Source organism: Streptomyces avermitilis MA-4680 = NBRC 14893 (assembly GCF_000009765.2).
GTDB classification, from domain to species: Bacteria; Actinomycetota; Actinomycetes; order Streptomycetales; family Streptomycetaceae; genus Streptomyces; species Streptomyces avermitilis.
Genome location: NC_003155.5, coordinates 2,728,774 through 2,745,410, shown reverse-complemented (window position 1 = coordinate 2,745,410; position 16,637 = coordinate 2,728,774). Strand labels below are relative to the sequence as shown.

General features: G+C 67.4%; 10 protein-coding genes. 9 read left to right on the top strand and 1 reads right to left on the bottom strand.

Annotated elements, in window-relative coordinates:
• Positions 1 to 58: 58 nt before the first annotated feature.
• Complete coding sequence (locus SAVERM_RS11800; protein WP_010983692.1) at positions 59 to 3,904, bottom strand: GH92 family glycosyl hydrolase; 3,846 nt, start codon at positions 3,902 to 3,904, stop codon at positions 59 to 61.
• A gap of 496 nt (positions 3,905 to 4,400) precedes the next feature.
• Here SAVERM_RS11800 and ngcE point away from each other — a divergent pair, with 496 nt between their 5' ends.
• From ngcE to SAVERM_RS11755, 9 genes are all read left to right on the top strand, one after another.
• Positions 4,401 to 5,852, top strand: a complete 1,452-nt coding sequence (gene ngcE, locus SAVERM_RS11795; RefSeq protein WP_037649989.1) for an N-acetylglucosamine/diacetylchitobiose ABC transporter substrate-binding protein — start codon at positions 4,401 to 4,403, stop codon at positions 5,850 to 5,852.
• Between the two features lie 59 nt (positions 5,853 to 5,911).
• The gene (locus SAVERM_RS11790; RefSeq protein WP_010983690.1) at positions 5,912 to 6,835 is read left to right on the top strand and encodes a carbohydrate ABC transporter permease; all 924 of its coding nucleotides are present in this window, start codon (positions 5,912 to 5,914) and stop codon (positions 6,833 to 6,835) included.
• Positions 6,835 to 7,755 carry a carbohydrate ABC transporter permease gene (locus SAVERM_RS11785; RefSeq protein WP_010983689.1) on the top strand — a complete coding sequence of 307 codons (921 nt, stop codon included), beginning with the start codon at positions 6,835 to 6,837 and terminating at the stop codon, positions 7,753 to 7,755. The genes SAVERM_RS11790 and SAVERM_RS11785 overlap by 1 nt, the downstream gene beginning before the upstream one ends.
• 351 nt (positions 7,756 to 8,106) lie before the next feature.
• On the top strand, positions 8,107 to 9,306 hold the full coding sequence (locus SAVERM_RS11780; protein ID WP_010983688.1) for an ROK family transcriptional regulator: 1,200 nt from the start codon (positions 8,107 to 8,109) through the stop codon (positions 9,304 to 9,306).
• 121 nt (positions 9,307 to 9,427) lie between these two features.
• Positions 9,428 to 10,537, top strand: a complete 1,110-nt coding sequence (locus SAVERM_RS11775) for a substrate-binding domain-containing protein (RefSeq protein WP_010983687.1) — start codon at positions 9,428 to 9,430, stop codon at positions 10,535 to 10,537.
• 182 nt (positions 10,538 to 10,719) lie between these two features.
• Positions 10,720 to 11,508 carry an ATP-binding cassette domain-containing protein gene (locus SAVERM_RS11770; RefSeq protein ID WP_010983686.1) on the top strand — a complete coding sequence of 263 codons (789 nt, stop codon included), beginning with the start codon at positions 10,720 to 10,722 and terminating at the stop codon, positions 11,506 to 11,508.
• Positions 11,505 to 12,797: a sugar ABC transporter permease gene (locus SAVERM_RS11765; protein ID WP_010983685.1), complete on the top strand. Its 1,293-nt coding sequence runs from the start codon at positions 11,505 to 11,507 to the stop codon at positions 12,795 to 12,797. The genes SAVERM_RS11770 and SAVERM_RS11765 overlap by 4 nt, the downstream gene beginning before the upstream one ends.
• Positions 12,798 to 13,013: 216 nt before the next feature.
• Positions 13,014 to 14,942, top strand: coding sequence for a 1-deoxy-D-xylulose-5-phosphate synthase (dxs, locus tag SAVERM_RS11760; protein WP_010983684.1), 1,929 nt, complete (start codon positions 13,014 to 13,016; stop codon positions 14,940 to 14,942).
• 138 nt (positions 14,943 to 15,080) lie between these two features.
• A complete protein-coding gene (locus SAVERM_RS11755; protein ID WP_010983683.1) occupies positions 15,081 to 16,604 on the top strand; it encodes an amino acid permease in 1,524 nt (507 codons plus the stop codon).
• Positions 16,605 to 16,637: the final 33 nt, after the last annotated feature.

The following is a 16,637-nucleotide window of genomic DNA, read 5'->3' as shown; positions in this document are numbered from 1 at the left end:
CCGAAGGGGCGGACCCGGAGTGACTCCGGGTCCGCCCCTTCTCTCCCGTGGGGGGCCCTCAGGACAGCAGTTCCACCTCCGCCAGGGTCGCCTCGGCCGTCGGGACCAGGCGGTAGTGGGCGTACTTGCCCGGATGCGCGATCGAGAACACCCGGGTCTGTCTGTCCCAGGTGAAGGACTCGTCCGTGCGCCTGTCGACCGTCGTCCAGTGCGTGCCGTCCGCCGAGGCCTCGAGGACCCAGCCGGCCGGCGCCGCCGTGTGGTCGGAGGACGACGTCAGCGTGTACTGGACCGCCTTCGTGCGGGCGGCGACCGGCAGTTCCACCGATGTCACGGTCGCGCTCGTCGCCGACGTGTCGTCGAAGAGCGCACCGCCACCCTTGATGGCGTCCGCCCGCGGCGACGGCACCTGGTCGCCCTTCGTGATCGACACCGGGCCCGCGCCGCCGCCGCTGCCCCACGACGACGGCTTCGCGCCCATGTCGAACGCCAGTACCCCGCCCTTCGCGATCAGCGAGTGGGGGAGCGAGGTCGACGTCCACTTCTTGCCGTTGACCTTCAGCCCCTGCACGTACACGTTCTTCGCGCTGTTCTTCGGCGCCTTGACGACCAGGTCCCGGCCGTTCTCCAGGTGCACCGTCGCCTTGGTGAACAGCGGCGAGCCGATGGCGTACTCGCCGCTGCCCATCACCAGCGGATAGAAGCCGAGCGCGGAGAACAGGTACCAGGCCGACTGCTCGCCGTTGTCCTCGTCGCCGTGGTATCCCTGCCCGATCTCGCTGCCGGTGTAGAGGCGGGACAGCACCTCACGGACGTTGGCCTGCGTCTTCCAGGGCCGGCCCGCCGCGTCGTACATGTAGTTCACGTGGTGCGCGACCTGGTTGGAGTGCCCGTACATGCCCATCCGGACGTCCCGTGCCTCCGTCATCTCGTGGATGACGCCGCCGTACGAGCCGACGAAGTCCGGCGAGGCCGTCTCCGGCGTCGCGAAGTACGTGTCGAGCTTCTTGGCCAGCGCTCCACGGCCGCCGTACAGGTTCGCCAGACCCCGCGAGTCCTGCGGTGCGGTGAAGGCGTACCCCCAGCCGTTCGTCTCGGTGTAGTCGTAACCCCACACGCGCGGGTCGTAGGTGGCCGAGTCGACCCGCCAGTCGCCCTTCCCGTCGCGGCCCTGGAAGAACCCGGCCTTCCCGTCGAAGAGCTTCACGTAGTCCTGCGCCCGGTTGAGGAAGTACGCGGCCTCCTCCTTGTACCGCTTCTTGCCGGTCTTCTTGTAGAGCGCCTGGCCCATCCGTGCGATGCCGTAGTCGTTGTTGTAGCCCTCCATCGCCCACGACAGGCCCTCGGACGTGTCCGTGCTCGTGTAGCCGAGGAAGGGCGAGGTGGCCATGCCCTTACGGCCCACCCCGGAGGACGGCGGTACGACCGTCGCGTTCTTCACCGCCGCGTCGTATGCCGCCTTCGCGTCGAAGTCGACGCCCTTCACATACGCGTCCGCGAACGCCACGTCCGACGACGTGCCCGTCATCAGGTCCGCGTACCCCGGCGACGACCACCGCGAGGTCCAGCCGCCGTCCTTGTACTGCTGCACGAACCCGTCCACCATCTCGCCCGCCTGACCGGGCGTCAGGAACGAGTAGGCCGGCCAGGTCGTCCGATAGGTGTCCCAGAAGCCGTTGTTGACGTACACCTTGCCGTCGACGATCTTCGCCCCGGTGTGCGTCGGGGTGTCCGGGCTCGGCATCGGCTGGAACGGAGACGCGTACCGGTACTTCGAACCGATCTTCTCGAAGCCGGAGTTGGGGTACAGGTACAGCCGGTACATGCTGGAGTAGAGGGTCGTCAGCTGATCGGGCGTGGCACCCTCGACCTCCACCTTGCCGAGCAGCTTGTCCCACTGCTGCTGGGCCCGGTTCTTGACCGTGGTGAACGAGGTGCCGTCCGGGATCTCCTGGCCGAGGTTGTCCTTGGCCTGGTCGACGCTGATCAGCGAGGTGGCGAGCCGCAGCGTGACGGTGTGGTCGGCGCCCGGCGCGAAGCGCAGATAGCCCTTGACCCCGGAGGACGCCCCCTCCTTGACCGGAGCGTCGAACACCCCGTACACGAACAGCCGCGTCGCCCCGGTCGACAGCCCCGACTTCACGTCGGAGTAGCCGGTGACGATCCCGTGCTCCTTGTCGAGCGTCAGCCCCGCCTGGTCCGTCACGTTGTCGAAGAGCACGCTCGCGTCGTCACCGGGATAGGTGAAGCGCAGCGCCGCCGCGTGATCCGTCGGCGCCATCTCCGCCTTGAGGCCGTTCTCGAACGTCACCCCGTAGTAGTACGGACGGGCCGTCTCGTTCTCGTGCCGGAAGGCGAGCGCCCGCGCGGTGCGCCCGGTGTCCGGGGTGCCGGACGCGGCCGACGGCATCACCTGGAACGTCTGCCGGTCGCCCATCCAGGGACTGGGCTCATGGCTCGCGCTGAACGCCTGGATGGTCGGCAGGTTGTCCGCGTTGTTGGACCGCGCGTAGTCGTACAGCCAGCTGAGCGAGCCCGCGTTGGTCACCGGCGTCCAGAAGTTGAAGCCGTGCGGCACGGCCGTCGCCGGGAAGTTGTTGCCACGCGAGAAGCCGCTGCTGGAGTTCGTGCCGCGGGTCGTCAGCGCGTAGTCGGACAGATGCGCCTTCGGCTTCTCGGGCGGCGCGGCCTTCAGCGCTATGTCGTCCAGCCAGCCGCGGAACTTCGCGGGTCCCTTCGGCGAGTCGTACGCCACCAGGATCCGGTCCACCGTCCTGCCCGCCGCGACCGACCCGATCCGCGAGACGACGTTGTTCCACTGGTTGACGTACAGGATCTTGGCAGCGCCCTGCCCCTGCGGGGTCAGCGCGAAGCCGTGCTGGTCCGTCGCCTTCAGGTCGCTCAGATAGGTGCCGTCCGTGAAGACCAGGTCGACGGAGACGTTCGTGGCGTCGTAGTCCCGGTCCTTGTCCGCCATCGAAGGGAAGATGCGGTACGAGAGCTCGGTGTCCCGCCCGACGCCCACATTGACGTCGAAGACCTTGTTGTACGAGTAGGCCCGCGCGTCGGCCTTGTGGGTTCCCGCGTACCGCAGCGCCCGCTTGCCGGTGAAGCCGGCGCCCGCCTTGGCGGTGGGGGAGCCGCTCGGGCCGCGGTCGACCAGCGAGAGCATGTCCTTGGGCGCCGGGTCGGAGGTGCCGCCCGTCGAGAACTGGACGTCGGCGAGCTGCAGGAGGTCCGCGCCGTGGTTCTTGGTGATGTCGAGCCGGAAGTGCTGGTACTCGGCCGGGCTCGCAAGGTCGTACGACTTCGTCTGGAACCGCTCGGCGAACGACTCGCCGGTGCGGGTGTCCAGGGTCTTCCAGTCCTTGCCGTCCGTCGAGCCCTGGAGGGTCCAGTCGGCGGGGTCGCGCTCGTCGGCGTCATTGGCCGACGTCAGCGCGTACGTCACCAGCTTGACCGGGGCGTCGAGGTCGAACTCCGCCCAGCCCGTGGGCGTGAACGTCAGCCACTTGGTGCTCGATTCGCCGTCGACGAGGTTCTCCTTCACCTCGCCCGCTCCGGTGTTCTCGGCGCCGGCCCGGACATCCGTGACGTGGTCGGTCACATTGCCCGGAATGCCGGTGCTGTAGCCGCCGTCCACCCCCGACGCCCGCTTCGAACCGTCCGCCGCCGTGTCGACGGTGCTGAGCCAGTCCGGGGCCGGCTCACCGGACTCGAACGAGGAAGCGAATTCCCGGTCGGCCGCCGCCGCTTGGGCGGGCCGGGCCACGGCCGCGCCCTGCGAGGCCACCACCAGAGCGAAGGCGGCCACCGCAACGACCGCCGAAGGACCGGGCCTGCGCCCGGAACCGGGTCTGTACCCGGATGTCAAACCCCACCTGTGCCGAGCTCCGTGCTGCATGCGCGAGCACCCTCCCTGCGCCTCGGAATGAAATGGACAACGTTGTCAACTTCGCGGGCAAGCACCAGTAGGGGTTCAAGTGGCCGGTGCTGTCAAGGGTGTTGGATGTGGCATCCGGGTCCCATAGCGCGCGAAGCGCCACGTATCGCGCGCATTCCGAGGGGCCCGAGCAGTGTCGATCTTTGCTCGGGCAACACACAGTCGGCTCATATTTCCGCGAGGTCTCAACTCGGAAAAGACCCAAGGCCCACCGTGCGTTCGATGTTGCTCCGCTGGCAAGAAGTGGACTATACCTGTCGGCGTCCGCCTAGTCGTTCGACGGCTGTGGACAGGCAGGACCCGGGGGGAATCGGGAGGCGGCGGACCGTTCGGAGCACGCGTGACTGCCGTGCCGTCCCACTGAATCCCTCATGCACGACCCCAGCTTCACCATCACCGCGGTGCCGGGGAGGATCCGGTTCACCGCCTGAGTCCTGGAGAAGGCGAGGACTTGAGCATGGGATCCACTTCCGCCGAGAACCGCAACACCGGAGGCATCGGCCGCCGCGACCTGATCAAGCGGTCCGCCGCGCTCGGTCTGATCTCCGTACCTACGATGAGCTTCTTGTCCGCTTGTGCGAGCAGCGACAGCGGTTCCGAGGACAAGGCCAAGACCGGCAAGAAGACGAAGAAGAACCCGCTGGGCGTCAACGAGACCGCCGCGCTGTCGGTCGTCATCTTCGACGGCGGTTTCGGTACGAAGTACGCGACCGACGCGAACGCCGAGTACAAGAAGGCGTATCCCAAGGTCACGATCGATTTCCACAAGACCCAGAAGATCCAGTCCGAGCTTCAGCCCAAGTTCAACGGCGGCACTCCGCCGGACCTGATCGACAACTCGGGCGCCCAGCAGATGGACATGGGTGTGCTCGTCGGCAAGAAGCAGCTGACCGACCTCACGCCGCTCCTCGACGCGCCGTCGATCGACGACCCGGCGAAGAAGGTCCGCGACACGCTGCGCCCCGGGATCGTGGAGATGGGCCAGTTCGACGGCGACCCCGTCTGGATCATGTACTACGCCTACACGGTCTACGGCGTCTGGTACTCGCAGACCGCCCTCGAGAAGCTCGACTCGACGTACCCCGAGGACTGGGACGCCATGCTCGCGCTCTGCGCGAAGGCGAAGAAGAAGGGCATCGCCGGCTGGACGTACGCGGGCAAGTACCCGTACTACCTGCCGTTCTCGCTCTACCCCTTCATCGCCAAGATCGGCGGCCGCGAGGTTCTCGACAAGATCGACAACCTGGAGCCGAACGCCTGGAAGGACCCGGCCGTCAAGTCCGCCTTCGAGGCGTACTACGAGCTCTACAAGAAGGGCTACATCCTCAAGGGCACCCCGGGCATCGACCACATCCAGTCGCAGACCGCCTGGGCCAAGGGCAAGGCGCTGTTCATCCCGAACGGCTCCTGGGTGGAGAACGAGTCCGCGAAGGTCATCCCGGCGGACTTCAACCTGGCGGTCAGCGGTCCGTCCGGCCTCGACAGCTCCGACAAGATGCCGTTCGGGACCATCTGGGCCTCCGGTGGCGAACCGTTCATCGTTCCGGCCAAGGCGAACAACCCCGCCGGCGGCATGGAGCAGCTCCGCATCATGCTCAGCGAGGCGTCGTCGAAGAACTTCACCAGTCAGGTGAAGTCGCTCACCGCGTTCAACGGCGGTACGGACGGCATCGAGCTGACCCCGGGCCTCAAGTCCGGTGTCGCGGCCCTGGACAAGGCCGGCGACAACGTGGTCAACCCGCGCCTCCAGGACTGGTACGTGAAGCTCCAGAAGGAGCAGATCGGTGTCTCCGGTCTCGGCGAGATGATGGCAGGGCGGCTCACCCCGGCCGAGGCCATCAAGAAGATCCAGGGCTACGCGGACGCGGCTGCCAAGGACCAGTCCATCAAGCACTACAAGCACCAGTAGCAGCACGTGCGGACGCGTCACCAGCGGCGGCACCCGCGAAACGATCGGGGTCGGTAACCATGCAACACGGCAAGTACCGTTTCATTGTGGGGTTCTTGGTGGCCCCCTTGGCGCTGTACGCGATCTTCGTGATCTGGCCGTTCATCCAGGCGATCTACTACTCGTTCACGGACTGGACCGGTCTGAGCCCCGACTTCAAGATGGTCGGCTTCGCGAACTACACCAGAATGTTCGACGACGACATCTTCTGGAAGTCGTTGCGGCACAGTCTGGTTTTCGCCTTGCTGCTGCCGCTGGTGACGCTGAGCCTCGCGCTGTTCTTCGCCTTCATGCTCAATGTCGGTGGGCGGCGCCGTAAGGGCGCCGCCATCACCGGAGTGCGCGGCTCGGGTTTCTACAAGATCGCCTACTTCTTCCCGCAGGTGCTGTCGATCGCGATCGTCGCCCTGCTCTTCCAGTTCGCGTACAACCCCAACGACGGTGTGATCAACGGGACTTTGCAGGCCATCGGTCTCGGAAGTGTCCAGCCGGACTGGCTGGGCGACCCGAATCTCGCCCTCTGGTGTGTGATGGCGGTGCTCCTGTGGAGCACGGTCGGGTTCTTCGTGGTGCTGTTCTCCGCGGGAATGGCGTCGATTCCGAAGGACTTCTACGAGGCCGCTCTCCTCGACGGCGCGAGCCGGTTCACCACGTTCTTCAAAATCACTCTTCCACTGCTCTGGGACACCGTGCAGTCCGGATGGGTCTACATGGGCATTCTGTCTCTCGGCGCCGAGGCATTCGCCGCCGTGCAGATCATGACGGTAGGTCCCGGTGGTCCCGACTACTCGACCACGGTCCTTCCGCTGTACGTGTACCAATCGGCGTTCCGCGACGCGAACGCCGCCTACGCGACAACGATCGGTGTCGCCCTCCTCGTCGTCACGCTGCTGTTCGCGGCGATCGTGATGAGGCTGGGCCGGCGCGAGCGGCTGGAGTACTGATGAAGACCACTGACACCCCGCCTCCGGTGGACCGGATCGAGGACCGTCCGCGAGTGACGAAGACAGCGGCCGCGCGGAAGAAGGAGAAGAGCAGCGAGGGCGGCGTCCTGAACGTCTTCTCGCACGGTGTCCTCATCCTCTGGGCGATCATGGTCGTTCTGCCGCTCCTGTGGGCGGTGATGACGTCCTTCAAGGATGACGACTCCATTTTCAGCTCGCCCTGGTCGCTGCCGGACAAGCTGCATTTCGAGAACTGGTCGCGCGCCTGGTCACAGGCTCACATGAGCGACTACTTCGGCAACACGCTCATAGTGGTGGGCTTCTCGCTGGTCGGCACGCTCGTGCTCGGCTCGATGGCGGCCTACGTTCTCGCCCGGTTCGACTTTCCGGGCAACCGCTTCATCTACTTCCTCTTCGTCGGAGGAATGAGCTTCCCGGTCATGCTCGCCCTGGTGCCGTTGTTCTACGTACTGAACAACATGCGGCTGCTGAACACGCTGCCGGGCCTGATCCTCGTCTACATCGCGTACTCGCTGCCGTTCACGGTCTTCTTCCTGACCTCTTTCTTCAGGACGTTGCCGACGTCGATCGCCGAGGCGGCGTTCGTGGACGGCGCGTCGCACACCCGGACGTTCTTCCAGATCATGCTGCCGATGGCCAAGCCGGGCCTGATCAGCGTGGGCATCTTCAATTTCCTGGGGCAGTGGAACCAGTACATGCTCCCGACGGTGCTGAACACCGACCCGGACAAGAAGGTGCTTTCCCAGGGCCTCGTAGAGCTGGCGACCAGCCAGGGGTACAAGGGCGACTGGTCGGGCCTGTTCGCGGGTCTGGTGATGGCCATGCTCCCCGTGCTGGCGGCGTACATCATCTTCCAGAGGCAGGTCGTGCAGGGACTGACGGCGGGCGCATTGAAGTAGGGGAGCGTGCGGCGGGGGCCGGAAGGCGACCGGGCGGGCGCTCGTCTGCGCCGTAGGGGCGGCCGGGAGCGCGACAAGGTGTGAACGACCGGAGCACCTGCTCGATCGTTCACGGCCGAAAGGGTGACACCTCGCACGTGGTCCGGATTTTGCTGCTGTGACGTGAGACACGGGCGGTATCGACCCTGTCGCAGCCGGTTTTCCATCGGGGCGCGGCCCTCACGCGCGCTCATCCGCGTCGGATGCAGCTCAACCTCTTGACGGGAGGTAACCCAAACGGCTCAGCTTAGAGTTCACTAGTTGGACATAGGCGGGGCCTCATCGTGGCGGCCTCGTACGCGGGAGGTCGTCGTGGAGACTCCGGGGTCGCAGTCGTCCCTGCATCGAGCCAATCTGGAGCGCGTCGTACGTGCGGTGCGCCTTGCCGGGTCGCTCACGCAGGCGGAGATCGCGAGGACGACGGGCCTGTCCGCGGCGACGGTCTCCAATATCGTGCGGGAGCTCAAGGACGGCGGGACCGTCGAGGTCACGCCCACGTCGGCGGGTGGCCGCAGGGCCCGCAGCGTCTCCCTCAGCGGCGACGCCGGCATTGTCATCGGCGTCGACTTCGGGCATACGCATCTACGCGTCGCGGTCGGAAACCTGGCCCACCAGGTGCTCGCCGAGGAGTCCGAGCCGCTCGATGTGGACGCCTCCGCCGCACAGGGCTTCGACCGGGCGGAAGAGCTGGTCAGCCGCCTGATCGCGGCAACCGGGGTCGACCGGTCCAAGATCGCGGGCGTGGGCCTCGGTGTGCCGGGCCCGATCGATGTCGAGTCGGGCACCCTCGGCTCCACCTCCATCCTGCCGGGCTGGACCGGCGCGAAGCCCGCCGAGGAGCTGCGGGGGCGGCTCGGCGTGCCCGTGTACGTGGACAACGACGCCAACCTGGGCGCCCTGGGCGAGCTGGTCTGGGGCAGTGGCCGGGGGGTCAAGGACCTGGCGTACATCAAGGTGGCGAGCGGTGTCGGGGCCGGGCTGGTGATCAGCGGCAAGATCTACCGCGGCCCCGGCGGCACAGCGGGCGAAATCGGCCATATCACTCTCGATGAATCAGGCCCCGTCTGCCGCTGCGGCAACCGCGGCTGCCTCGAGACCTTCACGGCGGCGCGCTATGTGCTGCCGCTCCTCCAGTCCAGTCACGGCACCGATCTGACCATGGAAGGCGTGGTCAGGCTGGCGCGGGACGGCGATCCGGGATGCCGGCGGGTGATCGCCGACGTCGGCCGTCACATCGGCAGCGGAGTCGCCAATCTCTGCAATCTGCTCAACCCCAGCAGGGTGGTCCTCGGCGGCGATCTCGCCGAGGCCGGGGAGCTGGTCCTGGGGCCCATCAGGGAGTCTGTCAGCCGGTATGCGATCCCCAGCGCCGCACGTCAACTCTCGGTGCTTCCAGGGGCACTTGGGGGCCGCGCCGAGGTGCTCGGAGCGCTCGCTCTCGCGTTGAGCGAGATGGGCGATTCGACCCTTTTGGATGGCACGCTTTCCGCGGCCACCCCTGCCTTCACTTAGAGAACGCATGGCACCGTTGCCATCTCGTTAAGTATTTACTTCTTGACGTCGCACGTGTGGCCGAGTTGACTTCCAGCCACCTCGGCCGCAACGTCGCGGCCTCGTCAGGGAGGTTTCTGAAGTGAACACGCGTATGCGTCGTGCCGCCGTTGCTGTTGCCGCTGGTGCGATGGCCGTTTCGCTGGCCGCCTGTGGCAGTGCCAAGGAATCCAAGGGTGACAGCGACACCTCGAGCTCGAAGAAGGGCGACGCGATCACGGTCGGCCTGCTCCTTCCGGAGAACCAGACCGCGCGTTACGAGAAGTTCGACTACCCGATCATCAAGAAGCAGGTCGCGGACCTGACCAATGGCAAGGGCAAGGTCGTCTACGCCAACGCCAAGCAGGACGCCACCACGCAGAGCCAGCAGGTCGACACGATGGTCACCAACAAGGTGGACGTGCTGATCGTGGACGCGGTGGACGCCAAGGCGATCGCCAACTCGGTCAAGAAGGCCAAGGACGCCGGCATCCCGGTCGTCGCGTACGACCGCCTGGCCGAGGGCCCGATCGACGCCTACACCTCCTTCGACAACGAAGAGGTCGGCCACGCCCAGGGCAAGGCCCTCCTGAAGGCGCTGGGCTCCAAGGCCAAGCCCTCCGCCAAGATCGTCATGATGAACGGCGCGATCACCGACCCGAACGCCGCCTTCTTCAAGAAGGGCGCGCTTGCCGAGCTCAAGGGCAAGGTCGACATCGCGAAGTCGTACGACACCAAGGAGTGGAAGCCGGAGAACGCCAACGCCAACATGGAGGGCGCCATCTCCGCCCTCGGCAAGAAGAACATCGTCGGCGTCTACTCCGCCAACGACGGCATGGCAGGCGGCATCATCCAGGCGCTCAAGTCCGCGGGCATCTCCGTCCCGGTCACCGGCCAGGACGCCGAGCTCGCCGGTGTGCAGCGCATCGTCACGGGTGACCAGTACATGAGCGTGTACAAGTCCTACCCGCAGGAGGCCGCCGTGGTCGCCAAGATGGCCGTCGCGCTCGGCAAGGGCGAGAAGCTCGACTCCATCGCCACGAGCAAGGTCGACAGCCCGACCACCAAGCAGGTCCCGTCGGTCATCGTCCCGGTCATCTCGCTGACCAAGGACAACATCAAGGACACGGTCATCAAGGAAGGCTTCTACACGGTCGCCGACATCTGCACGGCGAAGTACAAGAAGGCCTGCGACAGCATCGGTCTCGAGTAAGCAGCTGCACGTCCCTTACCGCGTACGGGAATTCGCCCCCGGATTCCCGTTCGGGACGTGCCTGCTCCAAGCCCCTCCGGCGCCCCGCATCCATCAGCCCCGCAAAGCTAGGGCGGGGCGCCGGACGGAACTCCCCCTCCAAACTTCTGCACAACCTCCCGCCGGGTCAGGCGGCGAAGGAGATGGTTCACGTGTCCGCTACGCCCGTGCTGGCGTTGCGCGGGGTCTCCAAGCGGTTCGGTGCCGTCCAGGCGCTCACCGACGTAGAGCTTGAGATCCACGCCGGTGAAGTGGTCGCCCTGGTGGGCGACAACGGCGCCGGAAAGTCCACGCTGGTCAAGACGATCGCCGGCGTGCATCCCATCGATGAGGGCGTCATCGAGTGGGACGGCAAGGCCGTACAGATCAACAAGCCGCACGACGCCCAGAACCTGGGCATCGCGACGGTCTACCAGGACCTCGCGCTGTGCGACAACATCGACGTGGTCGGCAACCTCTACCTGGGCCGGGAGCTGCGCAAGCGCGGCATCCTGGACGAGGTCGAGATGGAGCGCCGCTCCCGTGAGCTGCTCACCACGCTGTCGATCCGCATCCCCAGCGTGCGCATCCCGATCGCCTCGCTCTCCGGCGGTCAGCGCCAGACCGTGGCCATCGCCCGCTCCATGCTCGGCGAGCCCAAGCTGGTCATCCTCGACGAGCCCACCGCGGCCCTCGGTGTCGAGCAGACCGCACAGGTCCTCGACCTGGTGGAGCGGCTGCGCGAGCGCGGTCACGCGGTCATCCTCATCAGCCACAACATGGCTGACGTGAAGGCCGTGGCCGACAAGGTCGCCGTTCTGCGCCTGGGGCGCAACAACGGCGTCTTCGAGGTCAAGTCGACCTCGCAGGAAGAGATCATCTCCGCCATCACGGGTGCCACGGACAACGCCGTGACCCGTCGTGCGGCCCGCAACGGGGAGGCTCAGAAGTGAGCATCGAAAAGACCTCCGCGACCGCGGACCAGGCCGCCGTCGAGAACCCGGAGGCGGCCGCGGGATCGGACGTCGCCGTCGACCCCCGGCTGCTCGTGCGCGAACGAGGCTTCGCCGGCTACATCTCCGAGTTCAAGCGGAAGATCCGCGCCGGTGACCTGGGCTCCCTCCCGGTCGTCGTCGGCTTGATCATCATCTGGGCGATCTTCGCGAGCCTGAACTCGAACTTCCTCACCGCGGGCAACCTCTCCGACATCTCCGTGGCGATGGTCGGTACCGGCATGATCGCCGTCGGCATCGTCTTCGTGCTGCTGCTCGGCGAGATCGACCTCTCCGTCGGTTCCGTCAGCGGTGTCGCGGGCGCCGCCTTCGCGGTCCTCAACGTCACCCACGGCATGCCCGAGTGGCTGGCGCTGATTCTCGCCATCCTCACGGGTACGGTCGCGGGCGCCATCCACGGCTTCGTCTTCGCGCGCATCGGTGTGCCGGCCTTCGCCGTCACCCTGGCGGGTCTGCTGTTCTGGAACGGCTTCATGCTCCAGATCCTCGGCAGCAACGGCACGATCAACCTGGACAGCTCCGGCCTGGTGGCCAAGCTGAGCGGTTACTACTTCAGCGACGTGGCGGCGGCCTACGGTCTCGCCGTGTTCGCCGTGGCGGTCTTCTTCCTCACCACGTTCTTCGACAACCGCCGCCGTGAGGCCGCGGGGGTGCCGTCCCGTCCGCTGAGCGAGATCATCGTCCGTACGGTGCTCCTCGCCGTGGTGGCCTTCGCCGCCGCCGCCGTCTTCAACCAGTACAAGGGCCTGCCGCTGGCCGTCGTCCTGTTCCTGGCGGTCCTGGTGATCACGGACTTCGTGCTGCGCCGCACCGCGTACGGCCGCAAGATCTTCGCGCTCGGCGGCAGCATCGAGGCGTCCCGCCGTGCCGGTATCAACGTCGCCGCGGTCCGTATCTCGGTCTACGCGATCTCCGGCACCTTCGCCGCCATCGGCGGTCTGTTCATCGCCTCCAAGATCGCCTCGGCGAACCAGGGTGCCGGTGCCGGTGACCTCCTGATGAACGCCATCGCGGCGGCCGTCATCGGCGGTACCAGCCTGTTCGGCGGCCGCGGCCGCACCTGGAACGCGCTGCTCGGTGTGCTGGTCATCGTCTCGATCCAGTACGGCCTGGCCCTTCAGGGCATCGCCTCGCCGGTCCAGTACATGATCACCGGTGGTGTACTCCTCGCGACCGTCGTCATCGACGCGGTCACCCGCAAGACCCAGAAGTCGGCGGGCCGCGCGTAAGCGCTCCGCCGAACACCGGGGCCCCGCGCGTCCTGCGGGGCCCCCTCCCGGACCTGTGCCCGGCACCAATGGCGGTGCCGGGCGCAGCCGTGTCCGAACGATTCCGGCCGATCGTATGGTGTACGTGGCCGGGGCCGGACGCCACCCGGCACAACGGAACATTAGACTCGACGGACCCGGCAACAGCTCGAACAGCTCTACTGCAAGGAGGCACGGGTGCCGCTGCTGACCCGCATCAGGGGACCGCGCGATCTGGACCGGCTCAGCCTGGAGCAGCTGGACCAGCTGGCAGAGGAGATCCGGACCTTCCTCGTCGACGCCGTCTCCAAGACCGGCGGCCACCTCGGCCCCAACCTCGGCGTGGTCGAGCTCACCATCGCCCTGCACCGCGTCTTCGACTCGCCCAAGGACCGGGTGCTCTTCGACACCGGGCACCAGTCCTACGTCCACAAGCTGCTCACCGGCCGTCAGGACTTCTCCAAGTTGAAGATGAAGGGCGGCCTGTCCGGCTACCCCTCGCAGGCCGAGTCCGAGCACGACGTCATCGAGAACTCGCACGCCTCCACGGTCCTCGGCTGGGCCGACGGCCTCGCCAAGGCCAACCAGGTGCTCGAACGCGACGACCACGTGGTCGCGGTCATCGGCGACGGCGCCCTCACCGGCGGCATGGCCTGGGAGGCGCTGAACAACATCGCGGCCGCCAAGGACCGCCCCCTCGTCATCGTCGTGAACGACAACGAGCGCTCGTACGCCCCCACGATCGGCGGCCTCGCCAACCACCTGGCCACCCTGCGCACCACGGACGGCTACGAGCGCTTCCTGGCCCGCGGCAAGGACCTCCTGGAGCGCACGCCGGTCGTCGGCAGGCCGCTCTACGAGACCCTGCACGGCGCCAAGAAGGGCCTCAAGGACTTCATCGCCCCGCAGGGCATGTTCGAGGACCTCGGCCTCAAGTACGTCGGGCCGATCGACGGCCACGACATCGAGGCCCTGGAGTCCGCGCTCGCCCGCGCCAAGCGCTTCGGCGGCCCGGTCATCGTGCACTGCCTCACCGAGAAGGGCCGCGGCTACCAGCCCGCCCTCCAGGACGAGGCCGACCGCTTCCACGCCGTCGGCAAGATCCACCCCGACACGGGCCTGCCGATCGCCTCCTCCGGCGCCGACTGGACCTCCGTGTTCGGCGAGGAGATGGTCAAGCTCGGCCAGGAGCGCAAGGACATCGTCGCCATCACGGCCGCGATGCTCCAGCCGGTCGGCCTCGACAAGTTCGCCAAGGTCTTCCCGAAGCGGGTGTACGACGTCGGCATCGCCGAGCAGCACGCCGCCGTCTCCGCGGCCGGCCTGGCCACCGGCGGACTGCACCCCGTCTTCGCCGTCTACGCCACCTTCCTCAACCGCGCCTTCGACCAGGTCCTGATGGACGTGGCCCTGCACAAGTGCGGTGTCACCTTCGTCCTGGACCGCGCGGGCGTCACCGGCACCGACGGCGCCTCGCACAACGGCATGTGGGACATGTCCATCCTCCAGGTCGTGCCGGGCCTGCGCCTGGCCGCGCCGCGTGACGCCGACCAGGTCCGCGCCCAGCTGCGCGAGGCCGTCGACGTCGACGACGCGCCGACCGTGGTCCGCTTCTCCAAGGGCGCGGTCGGCCCGGCCGTCCCCGCCGTGGGCCGGATCGGCGGCATGGACGTCCTGCGCGAGCCCGGCACCGACGCCCCGGACGTGCTCCTCGTCTCCGTCGGCGCCCTCGCGCCCATGTGCCTGGAGATCGCCGGCCTCCTCGACAAGCAGGGCATCTCCGCGACCGTCGTCGACCCGCGCTGGGTCAAGCCCGTCGACGAGGCCATGGCCCCGCTCGCCGAGCGGCACCGCGTGGTCGTCACCGTCGAGGACAACTCCCGCGTCGGCGGCGTCGGCTCGGCGATCGCGCAGGCCCTGCGCGACGCGGGCGTGGACGTACCGCTGCGCGACTTCGGCATCCCGCCGCGCTTCCTCGACCACGCCTCCCGGGGCGAGGTCATGGCGGAGATCGGCCTGACCGCGCCGGACATCGCCCGCCAGGTCACCGGGCTCGTCTCCAAGCTCGACGGCCGCTTCGAGCGCCCGACGGCGGAGATCGACTCGGTGGAGCCCGCGCGCGACTGACGCATCCAGGTGGGCCGGTTTCAGCACCCTTTACGGTGGTGGAACCGGCCCATTCGCGTGACACCCCCCGTGCCGGGGCATACGGACCACGCCCCCTCTCGATCATGTCGGGGACGACGCAGCGTGGGAGGTACGCCCGTGAGCAGCACCCTCTTCAGGACGAAGAAGGTCGAACAGTCGATCCAGGACACCGAGGAACCTGAGCACGCGCTCAAGAAATCCCTGTCCGCGTTGGACCTGACCGTCTTCGGCGTCGGTGTCATCATCGGTACCGGCATCTTCGTCCTCACCGGCAAGGTCGCCAAGGAGAACGCCGGGCCTGCCGTCTCGCTGGCGTTCGTCGCCGCGGGCATCGCCTGCGGACTCGCGGCGCTCTGCTACGCGGAGTTCGCGTCCACGGTCCCGGTGGCGGGGTCCGCGTACACCTTCTCGTACGCCTCGCTCGGCGAACTGCCCGCCTGGATCATCGGCTGGGACCTGGTGCTGGAGTTCGCGCTCGGCACGGCGGTGGTGGCCGTCGGCTGGTCGGGGTACGTGCGCTCGCTCCTGGACAACGCGGGCTGGCATCTGCCCGACTACCTCAGCGGGCGCGAGGGGGCCACCGGGTTCGGCTTCGACATCCTCGCCGCCGCGCTGGTGCTCGTCCTCACCGTCATCCTGGTCATCGGCGTGAAGCTGTCCGCCCGGGTCACCACGGTGGTCGTCGCGATCAAGGTCACCGTCGTCATGATCGTGATCATCGCGGGTGCCTTCTTCATCAGCGGCGACAACTACAAGCCGTTCGTCCCCAAGGCCGAGCACGTGGCGGCGGGCAGCGGAGTCAAGTCCCCGCTGGTCCAGCTGATGTTCGGCTGGGCACCCACCAACTTCGGAGTGCTGGGCATCTTCACCGCCGCCTCCGTCGTCTTCTTCGCCTTCATCGGTTTCGACGTGGTGGCGACGGCGGCCGAGGAGACCAAGAACCCGCAGCGGGACATGCCGCGCGGCATCCTGGGCTCGCTCCTCATCTGCACCACGCTGTACGTGGCCGTGTCGATCGTCGTCACGGGCATGCAGAAGTACACCCGGCTCTCCATCGACGCCCCGCTCGCCGACGCCTTCAAGGCCACCGGACACCCCTGGTACGCGGGCGTCATCAGCTTCGGCGCGGCCGTCGGTCTGACGACGGTCTGCATGATCCTGCTGCTCGGCCAGACCCGTGTCTTCTTCGCGATGAGCCGCGACGGACTGCTGCCGCGGTTCTTCTCCCGCGTCCACCCGAGGTTCCGCACCCCGCACCGGCCGACCATCCTGCTCGGCGTGATCATCGCGATCGTCGCGGGCTTCACCAGCCTCAGCGAACTGGCCGAACTGGTCAACATCGGCACGCTCTTCGCCTTCGTGGTGGTCGCCATCGGCGTCATCATCCTCCGTCACACCCGCCCCGACCTGCACCGCGCCTTCCGCACCCCGCTCGTGCCGTTGGTGCCGATCCTGTCGGTCCTCGCCTCGCTGTGGCTGATGCTGAACCTGCCCGCCGAGACCTGGATCCGCTTCGCGGTCTGGATGGTGATCGGCTTCGTCGTGTACTTCCTGTACGGGCGCTCGCACAGCCGCCTCGGACGGGAGCAGGCGGCCGCGGCCGGTCGGACGCCGACGCCGTCGGGCGGCGACATCGAGTAGTCCCGGTCGGCGACACCGAGTAATCCCTGTCTT

Excerpts from the sequence above, each read along its gene's own strand:
- SAVERM_RS11800 (WP_010983692.1), bottom strand. The coding sequence starts at position 3,904 with ATGCAGCACGGAGCTCGGCACAGGTGGGGTTTGACATCCGGGTACAGA.
- ngcE (WP_037649989.1), top strand. The coding sequence starts at position 4,401 with ATGGGATCCACTTCCGCCGAGAACCGCAACACCGGAGGCATCGGCCGC.
- SAVERM_RS11790 (WP_010983690.1), top strand. The coding sequence starts at position 5,912 with ATGCAACACGGCAAGTACCGTTTCATTGTGGGGTTCTTGGTGGCCCCC.
- SAVERM_RS11785 (WP_010983689.1), top strand. The coding sequence starts at position 6,835 with ATGAAGACCACTGACACCCCGCCTCCGGTGGACCGGATCGAGGACCGT.
- SAVERM_RS11770 (WP_010983686.1), top strand. The coding sequence starts at position 10,720 with ATGGTTCACGTGTCCGCTACGCCCGTGCTGGCGTTGCGCGGGGTCTCC.